Origin of the sequence: Mycolicibacterium elephantis DSM 44368 (assembly GCF_004014805.1) — a bacterium.
Lineage (GTDB): Bacteria > Actinomycetota > Actinomycetes > Mycobacteriales > Mycobacteriaceae > Mycobacterium > Mycobacterium elephantis.
On the sequence record NZ_ATDN01000024.1, the window covers coordinates 19,121 to 44,416 of the forward strand.

Below are 25,296 nucleotides of genomic sequence, written 5' to 3' on the forward strand. Positions count from 1 at the left end.
GTCAGCGCCGCGGCAGGCCGAGCACCTGGGTGGCGATGATGTTGCGCTGGATCTCGGAGGTGCCGCCCGCGATCGTTCCCGAGAAGCTGCGCGCATAACGCTCGAACCAACTGGCGAAGTAGTGGTCGAGGTTCATGTGCTCGTACCTGCCCGTCGTCGACGGATGGACCAGCCCGTCCGCGCCCGACGCGGTGAACGCGGTGTCCATCGCCCGCATCTCGGCCTCCGATCCGAACAGTTTGAGCACCGACACCGAGGCGGTGTCCATCTCGCCGCGGGCCGCGCGGGCCAGCGCGGCCGACCCCATCGCCCGCAACGCCTGGTAGTCCATGATCGTCGTGGCGTATTGGTCGCGCTGCAACGCATCCCGTGGCCGGAAGTCGGCGATCATGTTGTCGATGCGATCGGCGAAGCCGAGCCACATCATGGTGCGTTCATGGCCGAGTGAGCCGTTGGCGACGCCCCAGCCGCCGTTGAGCGGGCCGACGAGGTTCTCGGCTGGTACCCGCGCGTCGGTGAAGAACACCTCGTTGAAGTCTTTGTTCTCCTCACCGCACAGGTCGGCGAACGGACGGCACACCACGCCGGGCGTGTCGGTGGGGATGATCAGCACGCTGATGCCCTTGTGTTTGGGGGCATCCGGGTCGGTGCGCACGAACGTCAGCAGGAAGTCGGCGTCGTGCGCGCCCGACGTCCACACCTTCTGACCGTTGACGACGAAGTGGTCCCCGTCTAAGACCGCGCGGGTGCGCAGCGAGGCCAGATCGGAGCCGGCACTGGGCTCGCTCATGCCCAGCGACGCGGTGATCTCGGCCTTGAGCACCGGCACCGCCCAGCGGTGCTTCTGCTCGTCAGAACCGAACGAAAGCAGGGACGCCGCAACGATGTTCACACCCTGCGGGTTGAAGCTGTGATAGATGCGGCGGCGGCACAGCTCGTCGAGGTGGACGAACTGCTGCAGCACCGTGGCGTTGCGCCCGCCGAACTCCGGCGGCTGGGCGGGCAGCAGCCAGCCGTTGTCGAACAGCAGCCGCTGCCAGTCTCGGGCCCACTGCGGCATGTGCGACACCGACCGCGGGCGTTCAAGGGTCTGCGCCTCCGACGGCAGGTGCTCATCGAGGAACGCCGCGAACTCGGCGCGGAACTGCTCGACGTCGGAATCAAAAGTCAGCTGCATGAAACTCCTCGGCGATGATCGCGCGGTGTTCGGCCGCCCCGCCGAGCAGATGCTCGCCGGCCTTGGCCCGCTTCAGCGCGAACTGCAGGTCGTTCTCCCACGTGAAGCCCATGGCGCCAAACAGCTGCAGGCCGTGCCGGAACACCACCGACTGGGCCTCACCGGCCGACGCCTTGGCCATCGCCGCCGCCAGCCGCCTGCGCGGGTCGTCCTCGGCGATGGTCAGCGCCGCGAAGTAGGACAGCGCCCGCGCGCGTTCGGTGGCGACGTGCATGTCGACGGCCTTGTGCTGGACGGCCTGGAACGAACCGATCGCGACGCCGAACTGCTGGCGTTGTTTGACGTGCTCCAGCGCCAAATCGAGGATGCGCTGGCAGGCCCCGACCATGGTGATCGCCATGCCGGTCAGCGCGACGTGGCGGGCCTTCTCCGCGTCGGCGTGCAGCCGGGCGGTGTCGGGCACCCGCACGTCGGCGAACGAGACCTCGGCGATGTGCAGCACCGGGTCGAACACCGCGGTGCGCCGCGTGCTCACCTGGCCGGCGTCGATCAGGAAGACGCCGGCGTCGGTGACGACGGCGAGGCGCTCGGCACGGTCACCGTCGAGCACGTGGTGCGCGGTCCCGTTGAGCACCCAGCCGTCGGCCTCGCGGTGGGCGGCCACCCCGCCGTACACCGCCGTACCCGACCGTCGCGGGTCGAACCGGTCACCGACCAGGGGGGCGAATTGGGACAACGTCGCCAGGAACGGGGTGGGGTCGGTCGCTCGACCCAGTTCTTCGAGCACGATCGCCAGTTCGACGGCGTTCTCGGCGTCGCTGAGTTCGGTCCAGCCGGCGTCGACGTAGCTCTTCCACAACGGGGCCGGGTCGACCCCGTTCTCGACCACCCCCCGGACCAGGGACGCCGGGCACTGTTTGGTCACCGCGTCGCGCACGGTTTCCTGCCAGAGCCGCTGGTCGGCGTCGAACTCCAATAACACCAAGGCCTCCCGGGGTTCGTCGGACCGCACGAGAATAACATTCTCGCTAGATGCTGAAAGCGTTCTCGGCTGAGGACTACCACGTTTCGTTCGCCGGATACTAAGCGACTGACCAGCGCACACTCTGACCTGCACAGAAGTAAGCGAACCGCTGGAGAACACAATTCTTGCCTTTGAAGAACAAGGCTTTACTATGGCTGTATGCCCGGCTCTGTACGTGCGGTTGTTCAGCCCGGGCCGAAACCGGAGGCTTTGGTGATCAAATGGTGATCGAATGGTGATCGAACATCCCGACGGCGGAACAACACCCGTCATCGATGCCAGCGTGCACATCTTCTGCAAGTCGAACAAAGACCTGCGGAGCATCCTTCGCGAGCCATTCAAGAGCCGCGGCTTCCCCGACTACGAGATGGACTGGTACGGCGCCCCCGGCGGCGAATACGCCCCGGGGACCGAGGGTCCCGACCGCCAGTACCCCGGCTCCGATCCGGAGCTCGTCGGCAAGCATCTGTTCGACGACGGCGGCGTGGACGTCGCGGTGCTGCACCCGATGACCCGGGGCATCATGCCGGACCGGCACCTGGGCACGGCGTTGGCCGCCGCCCACAACGAGATGCTGGTGACGCGGTGGCTCGAGGACAATCCGTATGCCGAGCGCTACCGCGGCACGATCCGGATCAACCCCGACGACATCGCGGGCTCGTTGCGCGAGATCGCCAAGTACAAGGATCATCCGCGCGTCGTGCAGCTCGGGGTGCCGCTGCAGTCGCGCGAGCTGTACGGCAAGCCGCAGTTCTGGCCGCTGTGGGAGGCCGCCATCGAGGCGAACCTACCCGTGGCGGTGCACATCGAAGTCGGTGCGGGTGTCTCCGCGGCGCCGACGCCGTCCGGCAACACCCGCACCTACGAGCAGTACGTCGGGTTCATGGCGCTGAACTACCTGTACCACCTGATGAACATGATCGCGGAGGGGGTATTCGAAAGGATGCCCACGCTGAAGTTCGTCTGGGCAGACGGGGCCGCCGACCTGCTCACGCCGATCATCTGGCGGATGGACTGCTTCGGGCGGCCGCATCTCGAGCAGACCCCGTGGGCGCCGAAGATGCCGAGTGATTACCTGCCCGGCCACGTCTATTTCGTCCAAGGTGCACTCGACGGGCCCGGCGACACCGAATTCGCCGGTGAGTGGTTCGGCTTCACCGGCAAGGACAACATGGTGATGTTCGGCTCCAGCTATCCACATTGGCAGCTCAACAAGCTCACGGTGCCCAGCTCGTACACCGCCGAGCAGCGCGACAAGCTGTGCTGGCGAAACGCCGCGGAACTCTATGGCATAGACGTCGGGGCCGGTATCGGCGCAAAGTGATGGAAGACTTCTGAAGGGGAGGCCACGATGACGGTCACAGTGACAGAGCGCAAGCCGGCAGCCGAACACATCGCCGTTCGTTGTGTCGACTCCGATGTACATCCCACCCCGCGACGCGGTGAGTTGGTCCAGTACATCCCGGAGCCCTGGCGCAGCAAGTACTTCCTGACCCGCAAGGTCGGCGAGCAGATCTACTACGACGCCCCCGACTACGCGCACTCCTACGCCATGCGTGTCGACACGTTCCCGCCCGACGGCGAGTTCGCCTGCAGTGACCCCGATCTGGCGTTCAAGCAACTGATCATGGAGGCGGGCGCCGACATCGCGATCCTGGAGCCCGCCGCCTATCCGGCCCGCACCACCGAGACCCAGCACGCCATGTCCGTCGCGCTCAACGACTGGCAGGCCAACCACTGGCTCGACAGCCACAACAACTGGCACCAGCGGTGGCGCGGCTCGATCTGCCTGGCGATCGAAGACCCTGAATCCAGCGCACGCGAGATCGAGCGTTGGGCCGACCACCCGTACATGGCCCAGATCCTGATCAAAGCCGAACCGCGGCCGTCATGGGGCGACCCGAAGTACGACCCGATCTGGGCCGCGGCCACCAAGCACGACATCACGGTGAGCTGCCACCTGTCCCGCAGCCACCACGAAGAGCTGCCCATGCCGCCGGTGGGCTTGCCCAGCTACAACCACGACTTCATGGTCACCTACTCGCTGCTGGCGGCCAACCAGGTGATGAGCCTGATCTTCGACGGGGTCTTCGACCGGTTCCCGACGTTGCGCATCGTGTTCGTCGAGCACGCGTTCACCTGGATCCTGCCGTTGATGTGGCGGATGGACGCCATCTACGAGGCCCGCAAGTCGTGGCTGGACATCAAGCGCAAGCCTTCGGAGTACGTCAAGGACCACATCAAGTTCACCACCCAGCCGCTGGACTACCCCGAGGACAAGACGGAACTGACCCGCGCGCTGCAGTGGATGGAGTGCGAGAAGATTCTGCTGTTCTCCTCGGACTATCCGCACTGGACGTTCGATGATCCGCGGTGGCTGGTCAAGCACCTGCCCCCGCATGCCCGCGAGGCCGTGATGTTCCGCAACGGGATCGCGACCTACAAACTGCCAGAGACGGTTCCGGCCCTAGAGGGCCAGGTGCGGGTGTTCTGAGTTGACCGACCAGAAGAAGACGCCCCGGTTGGCACAGGGGCGTGAGCACGTCGTCGCCACGGTCGACGAGATCCCGCCTGGCACACACAAGCTGGTGCCCATCGGCCGGCACGGCGTCGGCGTCTACAACGTCAACGGCACGTTCTATGCGATCGCGAACTACTGTCCGCACGAGGGTGGTCCGCTGTGTTCGGGGCGTCCGCGCGGCCGCAACATCGTCGACGAGAGCGTGCCCGGCGACGCGGTGATGGTCCGCGACCTCGAGTTCATCTACTGCCCGTGGCACCAGTGGGGTTTCGAACTGGCCACCGGCACCACCGCAGTCAAACCCGAATGGAGCATCCGGACCTACCCGGTCCGGGTCGTCGGCAACGAGGTGCTCGTACAGGCATGACCACAACCGAAAAGCAGTCCGGACCCAAGCTCAAGCGCGGCGAGAAGACCTTCGAGGTCAACGGCGGCAACGTCGTCTACGAGATCCTCGGCAAGGAAGGCGATTTCATCGCGCTGACCCCCGGCGGTCGGTTCAGCAAGGACATCGAGGGCCTGCGACCGCTCGCCCAGCAGCTCGTCAAGGGCGGCTATCGCGTGCTGCTGTGGGACCGGCCGAACTGCGGCAAGTCCGACGTCCAGTTCTACGGCCAGAGCGAATCACACATGCGTGCCGAAACCCTGCATGCGCTGATCACCGGGCTCGACATCGGTCCGTGCATCATCGCGGGCGGCTCGGGCGGTGCCCGCGACTCGATGCTGACCACGATGCTTTATCCGGAGATCGTGCGAAAGCTGGTGGTGTGGAACATCGTCGGCGGTGTGTACGGGTCGTTCGTGTTGGGCTCGTATTACATCGTGCCGAACATCCTCGCGGTTCGCGGCGCCGGCATGAAGGGCGTGATCGCCGTCGACGAGTGGAAGCAGCGGATCGCGGAGAACCCCGCCAACCGCGATCGGTTCCTCGCGATGGACCCCGACGAGTTCCTCAAGCTGATGCTGCGGTGGCTGAACGCCTTCGTGCCGAAGCCGGGCCAGACCATCCCCGGTGTCGAAGACGAGATGTTCGACAACATCACGGTGCCGACGCTGATCATCCGCGGCGGGGAGAACGACCTGGACCACCCGAAGCGGACGTCGCTGGAGGTCAGCTGCCTGATCAAGGGATCCACGCTCATCGACCCTCCGTGGCCCGAGGATGCCTGGGAGCGGGCCGGCGAGGCGCGGGCCTCGGGAAAGGCGAAGCGTTTCAACATGTTCGACACGTGGGTGCAGGCCGCGCCCGCGATCCTGGATTTCCTGGACGGCTAGATGACGCACTGCAAGGTGCCCGGCGAGTGTGCGATCTCATCCGCACCCGGCGGCGTGTCGCGGATGAAACCGCACAGTCGCGACGGAGACGTTGCGGGGTCAGATCGTGTGGATGTGCACTTCGCAGTTCAGCGAGGCCTCCAGCGCGGTGTGGACGCGGCTTTCGGGCACCCGTTCCAGATCCGACTCGCGCAGCGTCACGTGCACCACGTCCCAGCCATCCTCCCCCGCCACCCGCTCGATCTCGCCGGTGAGCCCGAAACCCGCGAGCACGCCGAGGGCGTCGGCGTCGGTGCCGCGGCTGATGTAGGTGATCACCCCGGGCATGGGTTTGGTGCCGAACGCCTTGGCGCACAGGTCAACCGCGCGCTGTTGAAGTGCGTCGGGGTCGTCGCCGGCGATCAGAAGCTCCACCTCGCGGCGCTGCGGCGGCAGCATCGCCAGGTTGTTCTCCACCAGTTCGACACCCGCCGCCGCGGCCATGTCACGGAGGCGTGCCATGCCATCGGTTAGCTGTTCCGGCGTCAGCTCGCCGGCCTTGTCGACGCCGACACGCACCACCGCGGTCCTCATGTCCGTCAGCCTAGCCGTGGTCAGGAAGGACGTGTCATGACCTCCACGACAACCGATCTCACCGTCGCGGCGTGGCCGGATTGCGCACCTCGGCTGCTGCGGCCCGGAGCGGTCGGACCGGAGAGCTACGCCGAGTACACCCGGGCTGGGGGCTACCGGCAGCTGTCCGATGCGGGTGCGCTTCTGGAACAGGTCGATCTTTCGGGGCTGCTGGGTCGGGGCGGCGCGGCGTTTCCGCTCGGCACCAAACTGAGAACGGTGCGCGACGCCGGCCTGCGGGGCTCCGAAACCGTGGTGGTGGCCAACGGCGAAGAGGGCGAACCCGCTTCGGTCAAGGACCGCTGGCTGCTGCGGGTGCGCCCGCATCTGGTGCTCGACGGGCTGCGCCTGGCGGCGGCGGTGGTCGGCGCGGGCCGCGTATATGTGTACGTGTCCGACGACCGGGCGGCGACGGCGGTCACCGGCGCGCTGGCCGAGCTCGCGCCGGATGTGTTCGGCGACACCGAGGTCACCGTCGTCACCGTCGAGCCCGGTTACGTCGCCGGCGAGGAAACCGCCGCCGTGCGGCGCATCAACGGCGGCCCGGCCAAGCCGACCGACAAACCGCCCCGGCCATTCGAGGAAGGCGTGTTGGGCCTTCCGACGATGGTCAGCAACGTCGAGACGCTTGCGAACCTGCCGTTCATTCACGAGCACGGCGCGCAGCGGTACCGTGCCGTCGGCACACCGATGTCGCCCGGCACCTTCCTGGCGACGATCACCGGGGCCGGGCGTCCGCCCGCCCTGTACGAGATTCCCTACGGTGCGGCGTTTTCCACCCTGCTCGAGGTGCACGGCGTGGATGCCGAATCGGTGCGCGGGGCGTTGATGGGTGGCTATTTCGCGGGCCTGCTCAACTCCGACGTCCTCGACGCCACCCTCGACAACGAGTCGATTCGCCGCCTCGGCGCCGGCCTGGGATGCGGTGCGATCTCGATCCTCACCGAGGACTGCCCGGTCGCCGTCGCGGCATCGGTGATGTCCTACTTCGACCGGGAGAACGCCGGTCAGTGCGGGTCATGCTTCAACGGCACGGCGGCGATGGCCGCGGTGACCTGCGCACTGCGTGACGGGGTGGCCACCGACGAGGACGTGGCGCGTCTGGAACGGTGGTCGGTGGTGCTGCGCGGGCGGGGCGCGTGCGGCACGCTCGACGGGGCCACCAACATCGCCGCCAGCTTGTTACGGCAGTTCCCCCAGGTGGTCAGCCGCCATCTCGGAAACGACTGCCCGGCCTGCCGGACCACGGCGTTCACCGCCGTGCGGCCCTACGAAGTGGAGGCGGTGGCTCAGACATGAGTGACGGCTTGAGGATTCGGCTCGACCGGACGCTGTGTGACGGCTTCGGGATCTGCGCCAAGCGCGCACCGGACTACTTCTCGCTCGACGACTGGGGCTACGCATCGCTGGTCGGCGACGGCACGGTGCCCGAGAAGGACCGCGACGCGGTGATGCGGGCACTGCTGGACTGCCCGGTGCACGCGATCATCTACATGGGCGAGCACCGGCCCAACGACAACCAGCAGGACCGCCCCGACGTCACGGAGGCACCTGAGCCGGAGCCCAAAACCGATGATAACGAGGCGATTTCGGGGTTCGTTCGGTGACACGGCCGCTACCTGAGCTGACCGTTCAGAACGAGTTCTTCTGGACCGCCGGCGCGGACGGGGTGCTGCGCATCCAGGAGTGCCAGGACTGCCAGGCGTTGATCCATCCACCGCAACCGGTGTGCCGGTACTGCCGCAGCCGCAACATGGGGGTACGCGACGTATCGGGCACGGCGACGCTGAGCGCCTTCACGGTCAACCATCGGTTCGGTTTTCCCGACCTACCACCTCCGTACGTCGTGGCGCAGGTCGCCGTCGTCGAGGATCCGCGAGTTCGGTTGACCACCAACATCGTCGACTGCGACCCCGACGAGCTGACCCTCGGCCAGACGGTCGAGGTCGACTTCCAGAAGTTCGACGATCCGGCGGGGACCGTGTGGCTGCCCGTCTTCCGGCCCACGGCCGACGAGCACGACGGGCCCGCGGCCGTCGACGACGTCGCACCCGAGGACATCGGCCGGTACGTGCGCGCCCCGTTGACCACCGAGCGGTTCGAGGACAAGTCCGCGATCACCGGCATCGGCGCGTCCCGGCTCGGGCGACGGCTGATGGTGCCGCCGCTGTCGCTGACCATCGAGGCCTGCGAGGCGGCTGTCGCCGATGCCGGCCTGACATTCGCCGACATCGACGGCCTCTCCACCTATCCGGGGCTCGACGTCGCGGGCATGGGCGAGGGCGGGGTGACCGCGCTGGAGAACGCGCTGGGGCTGCGGCCGACCTGGATCAACGGCGGCATGGACACCTTCGGTCCCGGCGGGTCGGTCATCGCGGCCATGATGGCCGTCGCCACCGGCATGGCCCGCCATGTGCTGTGCTTCCGCACCCTGTGGGAGGCGACGTTCCAGCAACTTATGAAGGAAGGCAAGGCGTCCCCGCCGGGCGGCGCCCGCACCAACAGCTGGCAGATGCCGTTCGGGGCGATCTCCGCCGCGCACACGTTGGCGCTCAATGCGCAGCGCCACTTCGACCGCTACGGCACCACGAGGGAGACGCTGGGCTGGATCGCGTTGAACCAGCGCGCGAACGCCGCGCTGAACCCCACGGCCATCTATCGCGATCCGATGACGATGGACGACTACCTGAACGCCCGGATGATCACCACACCGTTCGGGCTGTACGACTGCGACGTGCCCTGCGACGGCGCGGTGGCGGTCATCGTGTCGGCCGTCGACGCCGCAAAGGACATGCCGCACAAGCCCGTGCTGTTCGAAGCCGTCGGCACACAGATCGTCGAACGCACCGACTGGGACCAGTCCACGCTGACCCACGAGCCACAGGTGCTCGGTCAGGCGGCGCATCTGTGGACGCGAACCTCGCTGCGGCCCAAGGATGTCGACGTCGCGCAGCTCTATGACGGCTTCTCGTTCAACTGCCTGTCGTGGTTGGAGGCGCTCGGCTTCTGCGGCATCGGCGAGGCCAAGGACTTCCTGGACGGCGGAAAAGCCATCGCCCGCGACGGCGTCATTCCGCTGAACACCCACGGCGGCCAGCTGTCCCACGGCCGCACCCACGGCATGGGCTTGATCCACGAGGCCGTGACCCAGCTGCGCGGCGATGCCGGTGAACGCCAGGTTCCCGGCGCCAAGGTGGCGGTGGCCAGCAGCGGTGGCCTGACCCCCAGCGGGGTCCTGCTGATGCGGACGGCCACGTGAGCGCCCCGCGCCCGCGCGTCGTGCTCGTCGACGGTGTGCCGATGTCGGGCCTGGTTGCAGCCGTCGAGGATCCGCGGGCGGTCATCGTGGCGTTCCACGGAGGAGCCAGCACCGCAGCGTATTTCGACTGTCCGGGCCATCCGCAGTTGTCGCTGCTGCGCGCGGGCGCTGCGGCCGGATACACCACGGTGGCGCTGGACCGGCCCGGCTACGGCAGTTCGGCGCCGTACCCGGAGGCGATGGAGCGGCCCGAGCAGCGCGTCGCGCTGGCCTTCGGGGCGCTCGACAAGGTGCTGGGCGCCCAGCCGCGGGGCGCCGGGGTGTTTCTGATGGGTCATTCGGCCGGATGCGAGCTGGCGGTGCGCATGGCTGTCGACGGCTCCGACGTCATCGGCTTGGAGCTGGCCGGCACCGGCCTGCAGTACAACGACGCGATGGCCGACATCATGAGGGCCACCACGGCCGAGCATCGGCCCGCCGGGCTGCGCGAAGTACTCTGGCAGCCCGCGGATCTCTACCCGCCAGATGTGCTGTCGGACATGACAAACTCCTCGGCCGGGGCGCGCTACGAGGTCGAGGTGACCAGACGTTGGCCTCGCCAGGACTTCCCCGCGCTCGCGCCGCGGGTGGACGTGCCGGTGCAGTTCAGCGTGGCGGAGCACGAGCGGGTGTGGCGGTCGGATCCAGAGATGCTCGCCCAGATCGGCGCGATGTTCACGTCGTCGCCCCGGTTCGTGATCAACGAACAGGCCGGGACGGGGCACAACCTCTCGCTGTCGGTCAACGCCGCGGCATATCACGCGAAGGTGCTGTCCTTCGCCGAGGAATGTGTTCTTGCACAACAAGGATTGGAGACGGGTTGATGCGGGTCGGATTCATCGGGCTCGGCAGCCAGGGCGGACCCATGGCGCGGCGGATCGTCGAAGGCGGTTTCGAGACGACGCTGTGGGCGCGCAGGCAGGCCAGCCTCGAACCGTATGCGGACACCGCCGCCAAGACCGCCACCTCGCCCGCCGAGCTGGCTGCGGCAAGTGATCTGGTGTGTCTGTGCGTGGTCGGAGACGACGACGTCAGGGAGGTGCTGTACGGCGAGAACGGCGTACTGGCCGGGTTGGCATCGGGCGGCGTGGTCGCCATCCACAGCACCGTTCATCCCGACACCTGCCGTGAGGTCGCTGAAAAGGCCGGCGCGCAGGGTGTTTCGGTGATCGATGCGCCGGTCAGCGGCGGCGGCCCGGCCGTCGAGGAGGGCAAGCTGCTGGTCATGGTCGGCGGCGAGGAAGACGTCGTCGAGCGGTGCAGGCCGGTGTTCGCGACGTACGCGGACCCGATCGTGCACCTCGGCCCGCTGGGCAGCGGACAGGTCACCAAGATCCTCAACAACCTGCTGTTCACCGCCAACCTCGGCAGCGCGCTGAGCACTCTCGATCTCGGTGTGGCCCTGGGCATTCCCCGCGACCGCCTCGCCGAGGTGCTCAACGGCGGCTCGGCCACCAGCAAGGCGCTGGGCAGCATCTCGATATTCGGCGGGACCGCGGAGGGACTGGCCCCCATCGCAGGGGCGCTGCTGCAGAAGGATGTTCGGCACGCGGCCAGCATCGCCGCGCACGCGTCGGCGCCCGAGGGGGCGGTGTTCACCGCCGCGGATGCGGCGTTGAAGTCCATGGAGTTTCCGCGATGAGCGCTTGCGCGAAGAGCAGAGGGTCCAGATGAGCGCTTGCGCGAAGAGCAGAAGGCCCCGATGACACGGGTCGGGTTCGTCGGGGCGGGCCGAATGGGTGCGCCCATGGTGCGGCGTCTCGTCGAAGCCGGCCATGAGGTCACCGCGCTCGGCAGGAACGCCGAGAAGTGTCAGGCGGTGCGCGATCTCGGTGCGCACGCCGTCACCGAATTGACCGCGGTCGCTGAGGGTGCCGACATCGTGATCGTGTGTGTGTTCACCGACGAACAGGTGCGGCAGGTCTGCATCGAAGGCGGCCTGGTGTCCGCCATGTCGCCGGGTGCGCTGCTGGTCACCCACACCACCGGCAGCCCACGCACCGCACAGACCGTCGCCGCCGACAACCCCGCCGCCGACGTCGTCGACGCACCCGTCAGCGGCGGCCCGCACAACGTCGCCACTGGCACGCTCACCCTGTTCCTCGGCGGATCCGACGACGCGGTGGCCCGCGCCCAGCCGGTGCTGGCCAGCTACGGGGACCCGATCCTGCACGTCGGGCCGCTGGGCGCCGGCCAGGGCGTCAAGCTGGTCAACAACGCCCTGTTCGCTGCCCAGATCGGCCTGCTGCGCGAGGCCGTCGCGCTCGGTGAGCGCTTCGGTGTGGATGAGAAGAACCTGCTGACCTCGATCACGCACGGCAGCGGGGCCAGCCGGGTCGGTGAGTACATCGCCATGCGCGGGTCGGTGGCGGCGTTCGTCGACGACACGGCCGAGTTCATCGGCAAGGACGTCGCCGTGGTGCGCGATATCGCCGCCGAACTGGACAGTCGGCTGGGCATTCTCGACGAGGTCATCAGTGCGGGAATTCGGCAATGACTACCGGCGATTTCGACTATGAAAGCCCTCCCGTGAGGCATACTATAGGCGTTACATGAATGCGCCCTCGCGTAACGGAAGCGGTCGTCAGCCCCGCCGCGAAAGAGGAGACCATGACCAAGCCCAAACTGGTGTTCAACCCGGTTTCGCAGGAGTACTTCGACAACCCGTATGAGATCTACAAGCGGATGCGCGACGAAGCGCCGATCTACTACGACGAGGATGAGGACTTCTACGCGCTGACCCGACACGCCGACGTGGCCGCGGCGCTCAAAGACCACGAGGCGTTCTCCTCGACACGCGGCTGCGATCTTGCGATGGTGCGCTCCGAGGAGGGCCCGCAGAAGTCGATCATCTTCATGGACCCGCCGGAGCACCGGCACATGCGCAGCCTGCTCAACAAGGCGTTCACCCCGCGGGCGATCCAGTCGCAGCGCGAGACGATCATCGAACAGGTCGAGCGTTATCTGTCCGAGGCCGATCCCGACAACTTCGATGTGGTGCAGGACTTCTCCGGCCCGTTCCCGGTCGAGGTGATCACCCGGATGGCCGGGGTACCCGAAGAGTTCCGCCAGCAGGTCCGGCGCTGGATCGACATCAGCCTCCAGCGCAAGCCCGGCCAGATCGAGTTGTCCGAAGAGAACATGCAGGCCAACATCGACTCGGGGATGTACTACTACGGCCTCGTTCAGGAACGGCGGGAGAACCCGCAGGACGACATGATCGGCCGCCTCATCCGCGCGGAGATCCCCGGGGAGAACGGCGAGATGCGCAAGCTCGACGACCTGGAGATCACCGGGTTCCTTGCGCTGCTGGGCGGCGCGGGCGCGGAGACCGTCACCAAGCTGGTCGGCAGCGCGATGGTCGAGTTCGCGCGTCATCCCGAGCAGTGGCAGATGCTGCTCGACGACCGCAGCCTGGTGCCCGCCGCCGTCGAGGAGTTGCTGCGCTACGTCGGACCGGTGCAGTACAACGTGCGTTACACGTTGACAGAGGCCGAGGTGCCCAGTGGCACCATCCCGGCGCATAAGCCGGTGTTCCTGATGAAGGCCGCGGCCAACCGCGATCCCCGCGCCTTCGACGACGCCGAGACATTCGACATCACCCGCGACCGCACCCAGTCGCCGCACCTCGGCCTCGGGTACGGCATCCACAGCTGCCTGGGCGCGGCGCTCGCCCGGCTGGAGACCACGATCGCGCTCGAGCACCTGCTCGACTTCATGCCGCGCTACGAGGTCGATTTCGACGGGTTGGAACGGGTGCACATGCAAAACGTCGCCGGATACCACCGCGTCCCTGTGAGGGTGCTGAAGTGAGCCAGAAAATCGTCGTCGACTTCGGCCTGTGTGAGGCAAACGGCGTCTGCATGGGCATCATCCCGGAGGTATTCGACCTCGACGAGCAGGACTATCTGCACGTGCTGCAGGACGAGGTGACCCCGGAGAACGAGCAGCAGGTCAAAGAAGCCGTCCGCCAGTGTCCACGGCAGGCCATCTCCATCGTCGACGAGTGACACGCGCCTAGATGCGGTTCGTCTTCGTGCACGGCGGTTTTCACGCCGCGTGGTGCTGGGAACGCACGATCACCGAACTGCAGTCGATGGGCCACGACGGCGTCGCCGTCGACCTGCCGGGCCATGGCGCTCGGGTCGACGAGGAGTCGACGTTGGCCAACCGCCGCGACGCGATCGTCGCGGCGCTACAACCCGGTGACGTCCTCGTCGGCCATTCCGGCGGCGGGTTCGACGCCACGCTGGCCGCCGACGCCGCGCCCGATCTGATCGGCCACATCACCTACCTCGCCGCCGCGCTGCCTCGCGAGGGCCGCACCTATCCCGAGGCGATGGTGATGCGCAGCGCCGACGACGTCCCGACCGGCGAGTTCGACGCTGACGCCGGAAAGATGTTGGGCTACTTGAAGTTCGACGACGACGGGGCGATGTGGTTCGCTGACTTCGAGGGTGCTTGGGAGTACTTCTACCACGACTGCGACGAGGCCACCGCCCGCTGGGCGTTCGAGCGCCTCGGCCCCGAGCGCTTCGGCGACACGACGGTGACGCCGGTCTCGGTGCCCGACTTCTGGGCCGCCGACCTCCCGCGCAGCTTCATCCGCTGCCTGCAGGATCGTTCGATGCCGCATGGGCTGGCCGATACGGTGACCCAGCGCTTGGGTGTCGAGCAGTTGACCATCGACACGTCGCACTCGCCGTTTCTGAGCCGCCCGCGCGAGCTGGCCGAGTTGCTGGTGTACGCGACCACGACGCAACCCGTCGCCCCGCTAGAGCCGCGCTGACATTCCCGCGAAATAGCATTCCAGGTCGCTGATCGGGCGAATTTACTGCCCGGAATGCTATTTCGCCGCAAACTCAGCCGATTCCGTGCAGGATGACGCCGTTGCAGTCGGCCGCGGCCTGACGCAGCTTCACGGCCGCCTGGTAGGCATCGGAGTTGTACCAGTCCTTGGCCGCCTGCTCGGACTCGAACTCGAGCAGCACGGTCTGCGTGCCGTGCCAGGTGCCCTCGATCACCTCGGCCTTCTGGTCGAACGCCAACAGCGTGGCGCCGGCCATCGCCTGGCTGGCCACCTTGCCGTACTCCGCCATCCCGGCCGGATCCTTGACGTCCTCGGTGATGAGGATGTACGCCTTGGGCATCGATTCTCCTTGGGTTTCAGTCGATTTCGCTGATGGCTTGTTCGGGGCAGTTGGCGATCGCGTCCCTGGCCGACTCATCGAGCCCCTCGGGCACCTCGGACGGGTCCGCGACGGCGTAGCCGTCGTCGTGCATCTGGAACACCTCGGGACACAACGTCAGGCACATCCCGTGGCCGCGGCAGCGGTCCTCGTCGACGGTGACCTTCATCGGGCACCGCCTTGCACCCCGTCGAACTCCAGGTGCAACTCGGTGAGCCCGCGCAGGATGTAGGTCGGAATGTATTGGTAGCGACGGTCTCCGGGCTGGCCGTGGTGTGCCTCGCTGATCCGGATGTCAGAGGTGCGGTCCAGCAGGCGCTCGAGCCCGACGCGGGTCTCCGCGCGGGCCAGCGGCGCACCCGGGCAGCTGTGGATGCCGCGACCGAACGCCAGGTGTTGACGGGCGTTCTTGCGCTCCGGGTCGAAGCGGTCGGGATCGTCGAAGCGGCGCGGGTCGCGGTTGGCCGCGCCGTTGATCACCATCACCGTGCACCCGGCGCCGAGCTGGTGGTCACCGATCGTGGTCGGCACCCGCGACAGCCGGAAGTCGCCCTTGACCGGGCTTTCGATGCGCAGGCACTCCTCGATGAAGTTCGGCAGCAGGCTGCGGTCGTCGCGCAACCTGCGCTGGATGTCGGGGTTGTCCCCGATCACCTTCAGCGCGGTGCTCAGCAACCGCACGGTGGTCTCCTGGCCGGCCGAGAACACGTTGGTGGCCACCCGCACGACGTCGCCGACCTCGGGCACCGTGCCGTCCGGGAAGGTCGCCGTCGCCAGCCCCGTCAGCACGTCGTCGCGGGGCTCGCGGCGACGGTCCTCGACGTATTCGGCGAACACGTCGTAGAGATACTCCAGCGGCGTCTTGGCCAGGGTCTTGTCTGCGTTGCCCAACCCGCTGCCGTGGGTACCGCGCGCGAGCCGCTCGAGAAGCTCCGGGCGGTCCTCCTCGGGCACGCCGAGCAGGTCGGCGATGACGCGGAGGGTGAACGGGCCGGCGAACCCCTTGATGAACTCGCCCTCCCCCGGCGCCAGGAAGTCGTCGAGGATGTCGTCGGCGAGCTGCCACATCGCGTCCTCGTTCTCCTTGAGGCGCTTGGGCGTGATCAGCCGCATCAGCAGCGCGCGGTGGTTGGTGTGCGTCGGCGGGTCCAGCGTCGGCAGCTGGTCGCTGAACGGGATGTCGTCGCGGTGCTCCTCGATGAGCGCGGTGATGTCCCCGTCCTCGTGCCCCTGCAGCGACACCGGAAACCCGGGGAACGGACCGGTCACCGAGATGCAGGAGGAGAACGACTCCGCATCGTTGTAGACGTCGACGGCTTCCTGCCATCCGGTCACCATCGTGACGCCGTAGTGGTCCTCGCGGCTGACCGGGCACTTGTCGCGAAGTGCCGCGTAGAACGGGTACGGGTCGTCTGTCAGGCGACCGTCCCGGAAGAAGTCGACCGCGGTGAGGTCCTCCGCCATGCGCTACTCCGTTTCGACTATTTCTGCCTTTGAGAACGCGATTCTCATCAGGTAAGTATTAGATTTCCATAGCGGGACGTCGCCGTCAACGAGGGGGCTGTGCACCCGCCCAGCGCCGCCGCGCAGCCGTCATTGGATGGGCTCGTCGCCGAGGATCGTGGTGCGCAGCATTTCGCGCGGCGAGTTCGCGTCGTACGGGGTGGCCCGGTGCAACACGCCGCGGTTGTCCCAGATGACGGTGTCGCCGACGGACCAGTTGTGGCTGTAGACCTTGTCGGCTTCGGTGGCGCGGCTCAACAGGTCGGCCAGCAGCGCGCGTCCCTCCTCGACGTCCATCCCCACGACGTAATCGGCCGAGGCGCCCAGCACCAGCGACTTGCGTCCGTTGCGGTGGGTCCACACCAGTGGATGTTCGTGGGTGGGCCGCGCGCGCCACCGCGTCAGTTCTTGGGGGCTCGGGTCGGGGGTGACCCGGCGCTGCGACGCCTCCAGCGAGTGCACCACCCGCAACGACGCCAGCCGCTGCTTCTCGTCGTCGCTCAGCGCGTCGTAGGCCCCGTAGGTGCTGGCGAACTCGGTCTGTCCGCCGCGCTCGGCCACCTGCTTCGCGGACAGCACAGTGGCCTTCTGGGGGTACTCGTCGCAGGTCGGGGTGCAGCCGTCGATGTGCCAGTCGAAGGTGGCGCGCAGATAAGCCGCCGACGAGTTCTTCGACGTGTCGAGGGTGACGGGATAGATCCCCGGAACCGGGTGGTGCCCGTCGGAGGAGTGATCGATCTCGCCCAGCCGCCGGCAGAACGCCACCTGCGCCTGCGGGTCGAGGTGGAGCCCCGGAAACACCAGCACCCCGTTGTCTTCCAACGCCTCCAGCACGGCCGCACCCAGTGTGTCGTCGCGGCCAAACGCCGCCGGGTCCAGCCCGGTGACCTCGGCGCCGACCGATGAGGTGAGCGTGGTGATGGTCAGCAGGCCCATGGCGGAACTTCCTGTCATGGCACCGGCGCGCTGACGCGGTTGAGCACGGCGTCGGCGGAGTCGGTGGGTTTGGGCTGGCCGAAGACCTCGACGGCCATCGACACCATGATCATCGAGTAGATGAGGTGCAGCAGGTTCAAGGCGTCCTCGGCCATGTCGTCGAGCGGAAACTTGTCGCAGTAGTCGATCGCTTCCTCGAAACGCGGGGAGAACGCGTCGTAGAACTCGCGGAGCTCGGTCATCGGGGTGTCAAGCCGCGCCTGCCAGCGTTCGGGTTCTGTTGCCAGGCACCACTTCTCGGCGAACCGCTCGAACTCGGCGAAGGCGCTCGGTAGGCGTGGTTCCGTCATGGTGTCACACCCCCACCGGCGCGTGTTCGGCCTTGTAGGCCTCGACCCAGTCGACGGCCACCTTGTGCAGATGGCGCACCAGGATCTCCTGATCACTGAGCGGGAATTCGTCGACTATCGGCTCGTCCAGACCGTATTCCAGTGCGGCCTGCGTACCGCCGAGCATCCCGGCGTCCTGCAGCGCGAACTCCTTGAGCACCACCGCCGCAACCTCGTGCTCGATGCGCTCCCGCACGGTGCGGGCCGGATGAAACGCCGTGTAGGCCTCGAACTTGTGGGTGTTGTGCGACGTCGGCCAGTAGCGGTACAGCAGGTACCAGCCGTGGTAGATGAGGATTTCCAGATTGGGGAAGATCTGGAAGTTCGTGATGCCCCACGGCTCGATCCCACCCGGGTTCAGGCCGGCCGAGAAGTGCGTCTCCGGCGTGCGCCACGGGCCGACAAGACCACTGCGGGTGACCCTTTCGACGGGATACATATACTCCGGCGCCAACTTCCACCGCCGGGTGCCCGCGGTGGACACCAGCCGGTGCGGCCCGTCGATCTGGAAGTGGCCGCACTCGAAGGTGGCGTTGGGTTGACGCACCGCGCTGGGCACCTGCTGGCTGTGCAGCGAGGGTACGTGGTAGTACTCCTGAAACGCGTCGGCGAAGATCTTCCAGTTGCTGTTGTTGTGCGCCTCGAATTCGTAACGCTCGGTCATCAACTCGAACGGGTAGTCGTCCAGCGCGGTGATCATCGGGCCGAGGTACTCGCGCAGGCTCCACTTCGGCTCGGGATCGAAGTTGATGAAGATGAAGCCGTTCCACACCTCGCAGTTGATGGGCTTGAGCCCGAACTGCGACGTGTCGAGGTCGAAGAACTCGCCGGGCTGCTGCACGAACTTCAGCGCCCCGTCAAGGTCGTAGCGCCAGCCGTGGTACTTGCAGGTGAACTGGCGACAGGTGCCCTTCACCTCTTCATTGGGAAAATCGTTCCACACCAGCTTGTTCCCGCGATGGCGGCAGATGTTGTAGAACGCCCGGATCTGCTTGTCCTTGCCCTTCACCACGATCACCGACGACTTGGCGGCGTCGATCTCCCTGGTGAGGTAACTGCCGACGCGGGGTAGTTCCTCGACGCGGGCGATGTTGAGCCACGCCCGCTTGAACACCGCCTCGCGTTCGAGTTCGTAGAACTCCGGTGACGTCGAGTCGCGGAATGACACCGGGCCGGTGCCCAGCTCCGGATAGTGCTCTGTCCAGCTGCCTTCTGGTGGTTTAGGCCAGCGCCCCATGTGACCTCCTCATGTCACATCACCGAACCGCCGTTGACCCCGAGGGTCTGTCCGGTGATGAAGCCTGCTTGTTCCGAACACAGAAATCCGACCGCGGCGGCGATATCGTCGCCGGTGCCGAGATGCCCCAGCGGGATGCTGGCAGCCATCTGTTCGTTCGCCGGCAGGTGGCCGGCCGCCTGACTTTGATGCTGCATCGGCGTTTCGATGCCCGACGGCGGGATGTTGTTCACGGTGATCCCGACCGGTCCGTATTCGCGGGCAAGCGATTTCGTCAGCGACAGCAACGCGCCCTTGGATGCGGCGTAGTGCGCCATACCCGGTGAGCCGCGCTGAGCGCTCGAGGACGAGATCATCACGATGCGGCCCCAGCCCGCCTCGATCATGTCGGGCAGCGCCACCTGGCAGCAGTGAAACGTTCCGGTGAGGTTGACCGCGATCAGACGGTTCCAGGCCGACTCGGTGATGTCGGTGAACGGACTGAAATCCACGACGCCGGCGCTGGTCACCAAGATGTGCACCGGACCGAGCTCGGCCCGGGCCGCGGCGAAGGCGTCCTCCACCGCGGCGCGATCGCTGACGTCGGCGCCCAGCCCGAGCGCCCGCACGCCTTTCTGCCGCAGGTCTGTGGTTACCCGTTGTGCGGCTTGGTCGTTCACGTCGAGCACGGCAACGCTGTGCCCACGCGCACCGAGCTCGTGGCAGATCGCCTCGCCCATGCCGGACGCCCCACCGGTCACCACTGCCACGCGGCTCATCGCTGTCCTTCGCTCTTACCCGTAGACCACTCGAACAGTTCTGCTGGTCGGCAACGCCTGACACGTCAGGATGTAGCCCTCGGCGACCCCGTCCTCGCTCAACGCCATCTCGCCGGACATCGCCGCTACAGTATCAAGTACTTGTTACTGACTCAAGGCCGGCGCGGGACTTCTGCCCGGGCGTCGGTGTCAGGTGGCCGGCGCCGGTTCGTAGCGCAGCATCGTGACGTCGTGTTCGGGGTAGTCGCAGAACACCGGCCGCACCCGCATTCCCACCCGCAGGTCGGCGGGATCGACGTTGACCAACTCCGTGGAGAACCGCGGACCCTCGTCCCATTCGACGATGGCCAGCAACTGAGGCACGGCGTCGGCGAAGTGCGGGCCGACGGGCCTGCGCGCCACCGTATACGAGTACAGCGTGCCCATGCCCGAGATCTCCCGCCACTCCAGGTCGTCGGCGAGCGTGCGCGGCGCACGCACCCGCGGATAGAACACGTAGGAGTCCGAGGACGGCGAGTACTGGATGACGATGCGGTGCTGAGCCAGCGCGTCCCAAAACGGTGCTGTGGTGGGCGTCTTGACCGGCATCGGCCGCTCAAACGTGGTCATGGCTGTCAGTCTCCTTCGAGGATCAGCGCGGTCTGTTCGGACAGAATGCCGCCGTTACCGGACACGAACGCGCGGTTGCAGTCGGCGACCTGCGCGGCCCGCGCGCGGCCCATGATCTGGCGGGTGGCGTCGCAGACGTGGTGCATGCCGCCCGCCAGGCCCGCCTGGCCGAACCCGAGCTGGCCGCCGGCGGTGTTGAGCGGAAAGTCGCCGCGGAACGTCAAATCGTGGTCGGCGACGAACTGCATGCCCTTGCCTTTGTCGCAGAAGCCGGCGTCCTCCAGACTCAGCAGCACGGTGATCGTGTAGCAGTCGTAGATCGACACCATGTCCACGTCCTGGCGGGCGAGACCGGTCATCGCGAACGCGGTTTCGGCGGCTTGAGCCATCGGGGTGTGCAACAGATCGGCGGCATAGGTCGGCGTCTTGAACGGCACGTGTTCACCGAATCCCTTGATCCACACCGGCCGGTTGCGCGCCCGCCTGGCGATGTCGGCGTTCGCGACCACGACGGCCGCGCCGCCGACACACGGCATGACGATCTCGAGCATGTGCAGCGGGTCGGCGATGACGGGGCTGGCCAGGACGTCGTCGATGGTGAGCGGCGTGTCCTTCCAGATGGCGCCCTCGGTGTGGTTGGCGTTGACCCGCTGGTCGACGACGATCTTGGCCATCGCGCGTTCGTCGTAGCCGTAGACGGCCCCGTAGCGCGTTGCGACCTGACCGTACGGGCCGTTCTGGCCGAGATTGCCGTAGGGGATCTCGAATTCCGCCTGCGGAGAACCGTATTGGTTGCTCGAGGATCCGAAGAACACGGCGTCGACGAGCGGCTTGGGCTTTTTCTCCGACATGTGGGTGATGTAGCGCGCGGGTAGTGCGCACAGCACGACGTCGCAGAGGCCGAGTTCGACGGCGGCGGCGGCCCGCCACACCATGGCGGCCGCGCTGGCCCCGCCGAGGTCCACCAGCTCGGCGAAATTGGCGCCGACGCCGAGGTATTCGGCGATGGTGGAGGGCACGAAGATCTCCGACTCCCCCAGGTGCGAGGTGACGATGCCGTTGACGAGTTCGGCCGACAAACCAGCGTCGGCGAGCGCGGCGGCGGAGAGTTCGGCCCACTGTTCGAGGGTGAACGGCGCCGGCCCCGCCTTGTTCATCCGTTCCGGCGGCAACTCGATGTAGCCGACGATGGCTGCTTCTCCGCGTAACCCCATGTCTTGTCCTCTGTTTCGAACGTGATGCTTACTTGCGTGGCAGGCCGAGGATCATCTGCGCGATGATGTTCAGCTGAATCTCTTTGGTGCCGCCGCCGATGAGCTCGGCGGGCACCCGCAGATAGGGCTCGACGACCGAGGGGTCGGAGGTGGCGACCATCGCCAGCCGGTCGGTCGAACCCAGGGTGGCGGTGAAGGTGCGGCGCAGGAGCACGTTCATCGCGACCTTGGCGATGCTCGACGTCGCCGGCGAGTTCTCGCCGTCGAGCAGTCGAAGCGTCTCGCGCACGCCCAGCGCCTTGATGGCGTGCGCGTAGGCGTCGAGTTCCCCGAGTTCGCGCAGCATGTCGTCGTCGCGTCGCTCGCCGGGCGCCGCGGCCAGTCGCCGCAGGGCCGCGGCCCTGTCGTACTGGACGTATCCGCTGATCGCCGAGCGCTCTTCGGCCATCGTGGCGATGGCCAGCCCCCATCCTCCGGTCGGCTCACCCAGCAGCATCTCGTCGGGCACGAACACGTCGGTGAGGAACACCTCGTTGAACTCGGTGTCGCCGCTGGCCTGTTTGATCGGGGCGACCTCGATCCCCTCTGATCGCATGTCGACGATGAAGTAGCCGATCCCGCGGTGTTTGCGCGCGGTCGGATCGGTGCGGGCGAGCAGCGCGCCGTAGTCGGCGCGTTGCGCCGACGAGGTCCAGATCTTGTGCCCGTTGATCCGCCATCCGCCGTCCACCTTGGTGGCGCGGGTGGCCAGCGCGGCGAGGTCGGATCCCGCCCCGGGCTCGCTGAACAGCTGGCACCAGGCGAGTTCGCCGCGCAGCGTGGCGGGTATCAACTTCTCCTGCAGCTCTTGGGAACCGGCCCGGATCACCGACGGCAGAATCCATTCGGCGATGCCCAGCGAAGGCCGGACCAGCGCGGAGCGCTTGCCGAACTCTTCGTCGATGATCAGTTGTTGCAGCGGCGTGGCGTCAAGTCCCCACGGCGCGGGCCATTGCGGGGCGATCAGGCCGGCCTCGGCGATGGTCGTGCGCTGCGGTCCGGTGGCGAAGTGCTCGTAGTCGCCTTGCCGTCCCGGCCCTTCGTTGCGCTGGGCGGCGGCCGAATCCAGGGTCGCTGCCACCCGGGTCCGGAAGCCGGCCTCGGCATCGCCCAGGTCGACGGCGAAGCCGCGCGCCTGGGTCGTCGTGGCCTCCCCCAGCCGCCGGGCCCAACTGCTCCTGGTGCCGATCGACCCGGCCAGGCTGGTGGCGCGCCGCCAGTACAGGTGCAGATCGTGCTCCCAGGTGAAGCCGATGGCGCCGAACATCATCAAGGTGTCCAGGACCAGGTCCGGGCAACCGATCACTGCCATCAGGGCGGCCCCGGATGCCGCCATGGCGTGCTGTTCGACGGGCTCCGCCGCCGCGCGCACCGCGTCCCACGCCGCCGCGCTTGCCAGTTCGGTGTCGACCAGCAGCATCGCCGCGTTGTGTTGCAGCGCTTGGAAGGTGCCGATCGGCGCGCCGAACTGTTCCCTGGTGCGCAGGTGTTCGGTCGCGGCCTCGACGCACCACTGGGCGATCCCCGCGGCCACGCACGCCGTCAGCGCGACAGCGGTGAACAGCGCGCGTTCATCGTCGACGCCGGGCAGCGCGTCGGCCACCCGGTGCTCGGCCAGCCGCAGCACTCCGAGGTCGGTGAGCAGGTCGGTGCCCGCAACGGGCTCGACGGTGACCGAGGGTTCGGTGGTGTCGACGGCCAGCCACACCGTGTCGCCGTCGTCGGTGCGGGCGCCGACCAAAGCGACTCCAGCCGAACAGATTCCCGCGCTCACCTCTGATGCACCGCTGACCAGCCAGCCGTCGCCGTCGGCACGGGCGCTGAAGTTTCCGTCCTGCGGCAGGACCAGAGCGCCCGGCACGCCGGTGGCAAGCCCGGTGAGCAAGGCGTCGGTCGCCGGCGAGGGGTCGGCCAGCAGCGCGACCGCGCCTGAGGTGACAGTGGGCAGCAGCGGTCCGGCCAGCGCCGCCTTGCCGGCAGCCTCCAGCACGCAGGCGACGTCGAGCAGCTCTCCACCCTGGCCGCCGTAGCGTTCGGGTAGGTGAACGGCGTGAAAGCCGTTGGTGGTGAACTCATTCCACCACGTGGGCAGCCGCCCCTGCGCCAGCGCGTCGAACGCCGCGCGCGTCGACGCTATCGGGGCGCGCCGCGCCGCGAACTGGGCGACGGCGCCGGCGAGTTCGCGCTGCTCCGGGGTGAGCGCCACTGTCACAGGGCCTCCTTGGCGGTGCGGGGGGCGGTGTCTGAAGAAGTATGCGGCCGCCACGACCGCCTCCGGCGTTGGCGCGGGGTTCCTGCCGAGTTCGCGGACGGCCTTGGAGTGGGCGAGCGGCGGCATGGAGTCGGCTTCATTCACCCGTTGCCACGATGCTCGATTCACCTCGGTCACACGAGACGAACCGTCTCGTCTTGCCAAAGGGTAATCGGCGCTGGCACCATCTGTAAAGACCGGACAGTTCCGGACAGATGTGGGAGAAGGCCATTGACCAGCCCCGCGGGCGCTCCGCGCCGTCGCAGCGAGAAATCGCGCGTGGCGATCGTCAAGGCCACCAAGGAGTTGTTGTTGGAGCGTGGCTTCGACGGCCTGAGCATCGAAGCCGTGGCCGCCCGCGCCGGGGTCGGAAAGCAGACCATCTACCGCTGGTGGCCGAGCAGGCCGGCGCTCGTCGCCGATGTTCTGCTCGAGGACGCCGACAGAATTCTGCGCCCCGTCGACCGCACGGAGGACCTCCTCGCCGATCTGATCCAGTGGTCGGTGAGGCTCGCCGCAGCGCTGACCACCGCCCGCGGCAACGCCATGCTGCGGATCCTCACCGTGGCCGGACTGGAGCACGAAGACACCAGGGCGCGGATGTACGCCGCCTTCAGCGTGCCGTTGCACGACAGCGTGCGGTCGCGGTTGACCGCAGACGGTGTCGACGAACCGACCGCTCAGGCCGCCGCCGACGCCATCGTGGGCGGCATCGTCTATTCGATCCTCAACGAGGGCAGGGCGTTTCGACGCACCCGCGCCGAGGCCATCACCCGCACCGTGCTCAGCGGCGTCGTGGGCTGAGCGCGTCTCATTCGCCGATGTGGTCGTGGATCAGCGTGTGCCCGGTGCCCTTCTCCACCACGCGCGCCAGCAGATCCCGCAGCGTTTCCTGCTCTTGCGGGGTCAGTACGTCGAACACCGCGTCGTGCGCGGCGATCGCGTCCCTGACCGCCGCGGTCGCCACGTGGATGCCCTCGTCGGTCAGGTAGGCCCGCAGGATCTTCGCGTGGTGAGGGTCGGGCTTTCGCTCCACCAGGCCACGTTGCTCGAGCGCCTTGAGCGCCAACTGCACCCCCTGGGGGCTGATCAGCAGCCGCCTGGCGATCTCGGCGCCGGACAGTCCCGGCTCGTTGGCGAGCTGGCGAAGCACACCGATCTGTGCGGTGCTGACGCCGTGGCTGCTGATCGCGTCGTTGACCGCCGTCAGCGCGAAGTACCACGCCTGCTTGAGATGCCACAGCGTGTTGTCGACCAGTTCCAT

General features: G+C 67.4%; 28 protein-coding genes. 14 read left to right on the forward strand and 14 right to left on the reverse strand.

Features of this window, described 5'->3' with window-relative positions:
- Position 1: 1 nt before the first annotated feature.
- Both MELE44368_RS17255 and MELE44368_RS17260 read right to left on the reverse strand, forming a co-directional pair.
- Positions 2 to 1,177 carry an acyl-CoA dehydrogenase family protein gene (locus tag MELE44368_RS17255; protein ID WP_046750091.1) on the reverse strand — a complete coding sequence of 392 codons (1,176 nt, stop codon included), beginning with the start codon at positions 1,175 to 1,177 and terminating at the stop codon, positions 2 to 4.
- Positions 1,161 to 2,159 carry an acyl-CoA dehydrogenase family protein gene (locus MELE44368_RS17260; RefSeq protein WP_128109616.1) on the reverse strand — a complete coding sequence of 333 codons (999 nt, stop codon included), beginning with the start codon at positions 2,157 to 2,159 and terminating at the stop codon, positions 1,161 to 1,163. Before MELE44368_RS17260 ends, MELE44368_RS17255 begins: the two co-directional genes overlap by 17 nt.
- Before the next feature lie 274 nt (positions 2,160 to 2,433).
- Here MELE44368_RS17260 and MELE44368_RS17265 point away from each other — a divergent pair, with 274 nt between their 5' ends.
- The 4 genes from MELE44368_RS17265 to MELE44368_RS17280 are packed head-to-tail and all read left to right on the forward strand — an operon-like array spanning position 2,434 to position 5,997.
- Positions 2,434 to 3,525 (forward strand): amidohydrolase family protein, encoded by a 1,092-nt coding sequence (locus tag MELE44368_RS17265; RefSeq protein ID WP_128109617.1) that lies wholly within the window; start codon positions 2,434 to 2,436, stop codon positions 3,523 to 3,525.
- A gap of 27 nt (positions 3,526 to 3,552) precedes the next feature.
- On the forward strand, positions 3,553 to 4,695 hold the full coding sequence (locus MELE44368_RS17270) for an amidohydrolase family protein (protein ID WP_128109618.1): 1,143 nt from the start codon (positions 3,553 to 3,555) through the stop codon (positions 4,693 to 4,695).
- A gap of 1 nt (position 4,696) precedes the next feature.
- Positions 4,697 to 5,089, forward strand: a complete 393-nt coding sequence (locus MELE44368_RS17275) for a Rieske (2Fe-2S) protein (RefSeq protein ID WP_046750095.1) — start codon at positions 4,697 to 4,699, stop codon at positions 5,087 to 5,089.
- Complete coding sequence (locus MELE44368_RS17280) at positions 5,086 to 5,997, forward strand: alpha/beta fold hydrolase (RefSeq protein WP_128109619.1); 912 nt, start codon at positions 5,086 to 5,088, stop codon at positions 5,995 to 5,997. Before MELE44368_RS17275 ends, MELE44368_RS17280 begins: the two co-directional genes overlap by 4 nt.
- A gap of 99 nt (positions 5,998 to 6,096) precedes the next feature.
- Here MELE44368_RS17280 and MELE44368_RS17285 read toward each other — a convergent pair whose 3' ends face one another.
- Positions 6,097 to 6,570, reverse strand: a complete 474-nt coding sequence (locus tag MELE44368_RS17285) for a hypothetical protein (protein WP_128109620.1) — start codon at positions 6,568 to 6,570, stop codon at positions 6,097 to 6,099.
- Positions 6,571 to 6,606: 36 nt separating this feature from the next.
- Between MELE44368_RS17285 and MELE44368_RS17290 the strand changes: the two genes are divergently transcribed.
- From MELE44368_RS17290 to MELE44368_RS17330, 9 genes are all read left to right on the forward strand, one after another.
- Positions 6,607 to 7,908: an NADH-ubiquinone oxidoreductase-F iron-sulfur binding region domain-containing protein gene (locus MELE44368_RS17290; protein WP_128109621.1), complete on the forward strand. Its 1,302-nt coding sequence runs from the start codon at positions 6,607 to 6,609 to the stop codon at positions 7,906 to 7,908.
- Positions 7,905 to 8,216 (forward strand): ferredoxin, encoded by a 312-nt coding sequence (locus MELE44368_RS17295; RefSeq protein WP_128109622.1) that lies wholly within the window; start codon positions 7,905 to 7,907, stop codon positions 8,214 to 8,216. The genes MELE44368_RS17290 and MELE44368_RS17295 overlap by 4 nt, the downstream gene beginning before the upstream one ends.
- Positions 8,213 to 9,868 (forward strand): thiolase C-terminal domain-containing protein, encoded by a 1,656-nt coding sequence (locus tag MELE44368_RS17300; RefSeq protein WP_128109623.1) that lies wholly within the window; start codon positions 8,213 to 8,215, stop codon positions 9,866 to 9,868. The genes MELE44368_RS17295 and MELE44368_RS17300 overlap by 4 nt, the downstream gene beginning before the upstream one ends.
- Positions 9,869 to 9,909: 41 nt before the next feature.
- Positions 9,910 to 10,731, forward strand: a complete 822-nt coding sequence (locus MELE44368_RS17305) for an alpha/beta hydrolase (protein ID WP_128109660.1) — start codon at positions 9,910 to 9,912, stop codon at positions 10,729 to 10,731.
- The gene (locus MELE44368_RS17310) at positions 10,731 to 11,549 is read left to right on the forward strand and encodes an NAD(P)-dependent oxidoreductase (RefSeq protein WP_128109624.1); all 819 of its coding nucleotides are present in this window, start codon (positions 10,731 to 10,733) and stop codon (positions 11,547 to 11,549) included. Before MELE44368_RS17305 ends, MELE44368_RS17310 begins: the two co-directional genes overlap by 1 nt.
- A 36-nt stretch (positions 11,550 to 11,585) precedes the next feature.
- Positions 11,586 to 12,404 carry an NAD(P)-dependent oxidoreductase gene (locus MELE44368_RS17315; RefSeq protein ID WP_264032521.1) on the forward strand — a complete coding sequence of 273 codons (819 nt, stop codon included), beginning with the start codon at positions 11,586 to 11,588 and terminating at the stop codon, positions 12,402 to 12,404.
- A gap of 113 nt (positions 12,405 to 12,517) precedes the next feature.
- The gene (locus tag MELE44368_RS17320; RefSeq protein WP_128109626.1) at positions 12,518 to 13,720 is read left to right on the forward strand and encodes a cytochrome P450; all 1,203 of its coding nucleotides are present in this window, start codon (positions 12,518 to 12,520) and stop codon (positions 13,718 to 13,720) included.
- On the forward strand, positions 13,717 to 13,917 hold the full coding sequence (locus MELE44368_RS17325) for a ferredoxin (protein ID WP_128109627.1): 201 nt from the start codon (positions 13,717 to 13,719) through the stop codon (positions 13,915 to 13,917). Before MELE44368_RS17320 ends, MELE44368_RS17325 begins: the two co-directional genes overlap by 4 nt.
- A gap of 11 nt (positions 13,918 to 13,928) precedes the next feature.
- The gene (locus tag MELE44368_RS17330; protein ID WP_128109628.1) at positions 13,929 to 14,696 is read left to right on the forward strand and encodes an alpha/beta fold hydrolase; all 768 of its coding nucleotides are present in this window, start codon (positions 13,929 to 13,931) and stop codon (positions 14,694 to 14,696) included.
- Between the two features lie 73 nt (positions 14,697 to 14,769).
- Here MELE44368_RS17330 and MELE44368_RS17335 read toward each other — a convergent pair whose 3' ends face one another.
- From MELE44368_RS17335 to MELE44368_RS17385, 10 genes are all read right to left on the reverse strand, one after another.
- Positions 14,770 to 15,057, reverse strand: a complete 288-nt coding sequence (locus MELE44368_RS17335) for a DUF1330 domain-containing protein (protein ID WP_046750105.1) — start codon at positions 15,055 to 15,057, stop codon at positions 14,770 to 14,772.
- Between the two features lie 16 nt (positions 15,058 to 15,073).
- Positions 15,074 to 15,265, reverse strand: a complete 192-nt coding sequence (locus MELE44368_RS17340; protein ID WP_128109629.1) for a ferredoxin — start codon at positions 15,263 to 15,265, stop codon at positions 15,074 to 15,076.
- Positions 15,262 to 16,560 carry a cytochrome P450 gene (locus tag MELE44368_RS17345; protein ID WP_128109630.1) on the reverse strand — a complete coding sequence of 433 codons (1,299 nt, stop codon included), beginning with the start codon at positions 16,558 to 16,560 and terminating at the stop codon, positions 15,262 to 15,264. Before MELE44368_RS17345 ends, MELE44368_RS17340 begins: the two co-directional genes overlap by 4 nt.
- 129 nt (positions 16,561 to 16,689) lie before the next feature.
- Positions 16,690 to 17,535, reverse strand: a complete 846-nt coding sequence (locus MELE44368_RS17350; RefSeq protein WP_128109631.1) for a TauD/TfdA dioxygenase family protein — start codon at positions 17,533 to 17,535, stop codon at positions 16,690 to 16,692.
- Between the two features lie 14 nt (positions 17,536 to 17,549).
- Positions 17,550 to 17,885 carry a hypothetical protein gene (locus MELE44368_RS17355; protein ID WP_128109632.1) on the reverse strand — a complete coding sequence of 112 codons (336 nt, stop codon included), beginning with the start codon at positions 17,883 to 17,885 and terminating at the stop codon, positions 17,550 to 17,552.
- Positions 17,886 to 17,889: 4 nt separating this feature from the next.
- Positions 17,890 to 19,161, reverse strand: coding sequence for an aromatic ring-hydroxylating oxygenase subunit alpha (locus tag MELE44368_RS17360; RefSeq protein WP_128109633.1), 1,272 nt, complete (start codon positions 19,159 to 19,161; stop codon positions 17,890 to 17,892).
- A 14-nt stretch (positions 19,162 to 19,175) separates the two neighbouring features.
- Positions 19,176 to 19,919 carry an SDR family NAD(P)-dependent oxidoreductase gene (locus MELE44368_RS17365; RefSeq protein WP_128109634.1) on the reverse strand — a complete coding sequence of 248 codons (744 nt, stop codon included), beginning with the start codon at positions 19,917 to 19,919 and terminating at the stop codon, positions 19,176 to 19,178.
- A gap of 189 nt (positions 19,920 to 20,108) precedes the next feature.
- Positions 20,109 to 20,528, reverse strand: a complete 420-nt coding sequence (locus tag MELE44368_RS17375; RefSeq protein ID WP_128109635.1) for a Zn-ribbon domain-containing OB-fold protein — start codon at positions 20,526 to 20,528, stop codon at positions 20,109 to 20,111.
- A gap of 5 nt (positions 20,529 to 20,533) precedes the next feature.
- On the reverse strand, positions 20,534 to 21,742 hold the full coding sequence (locus tag MELE44368_RS17380; RefSeq protein WP_128109636.1) for a thiolase family protein: 1,209 nt from the start codon (positions 21,740 to 21,742) through the stop codon (positions 20,534 to 20,536).
- A gap of 28 nt (positions 21,743 to 21,770) precedes the next feature.
- The gene (locus MELE44368_RS17385; protein ID WP_128109637.1) at positions 21,771 to 23,993 is read right to left on the reverse strand and encodes an acyl-CoA dehydrogenase family protein; all 2,223 of its coding nucleotides are present in this window, start codon (positions 23,991 to 23,993) and stop codon (positions 21,771 to 21,773) included.
- A gap of 270 nt (positions 23,994 to 24,263) precedes the next feature.
- On the opposite strand from MELE44368_RS17385, the gene MELE44368_RS17390 reads away from it, so the two are divergent.
- Positions 24,264 to 24,836 carry a TetR/AcrR family transcriptional regulator gene (locus tag MELE44368_RS17390; RefSeq protein WP_128109638.1) on the forward strand — a complete coding sequence of 191 codons (573 nt, stop codon included), beginning with the start codon at positions 24,264 to 24,266 and terminating at the stop codon, positions 24,834 to 24,836.
- A 7-nt stretch (positions 24,837 to 24,843) separates the two neighbouring features.
- Here the strand turns inward: MELE44368_RS17390 and MELE44368_RS17395 are convergent, their stop codons facing one another.
- Entirely contained in the window at positions 24,844 to 25,296 is a 453-nt protein-coding gene (locus tag MELE44368_RS17395; protein ID WP_128109661.1) for a MarR family winged helix-turn-helix transcriptional regulator, read from the reverse strand.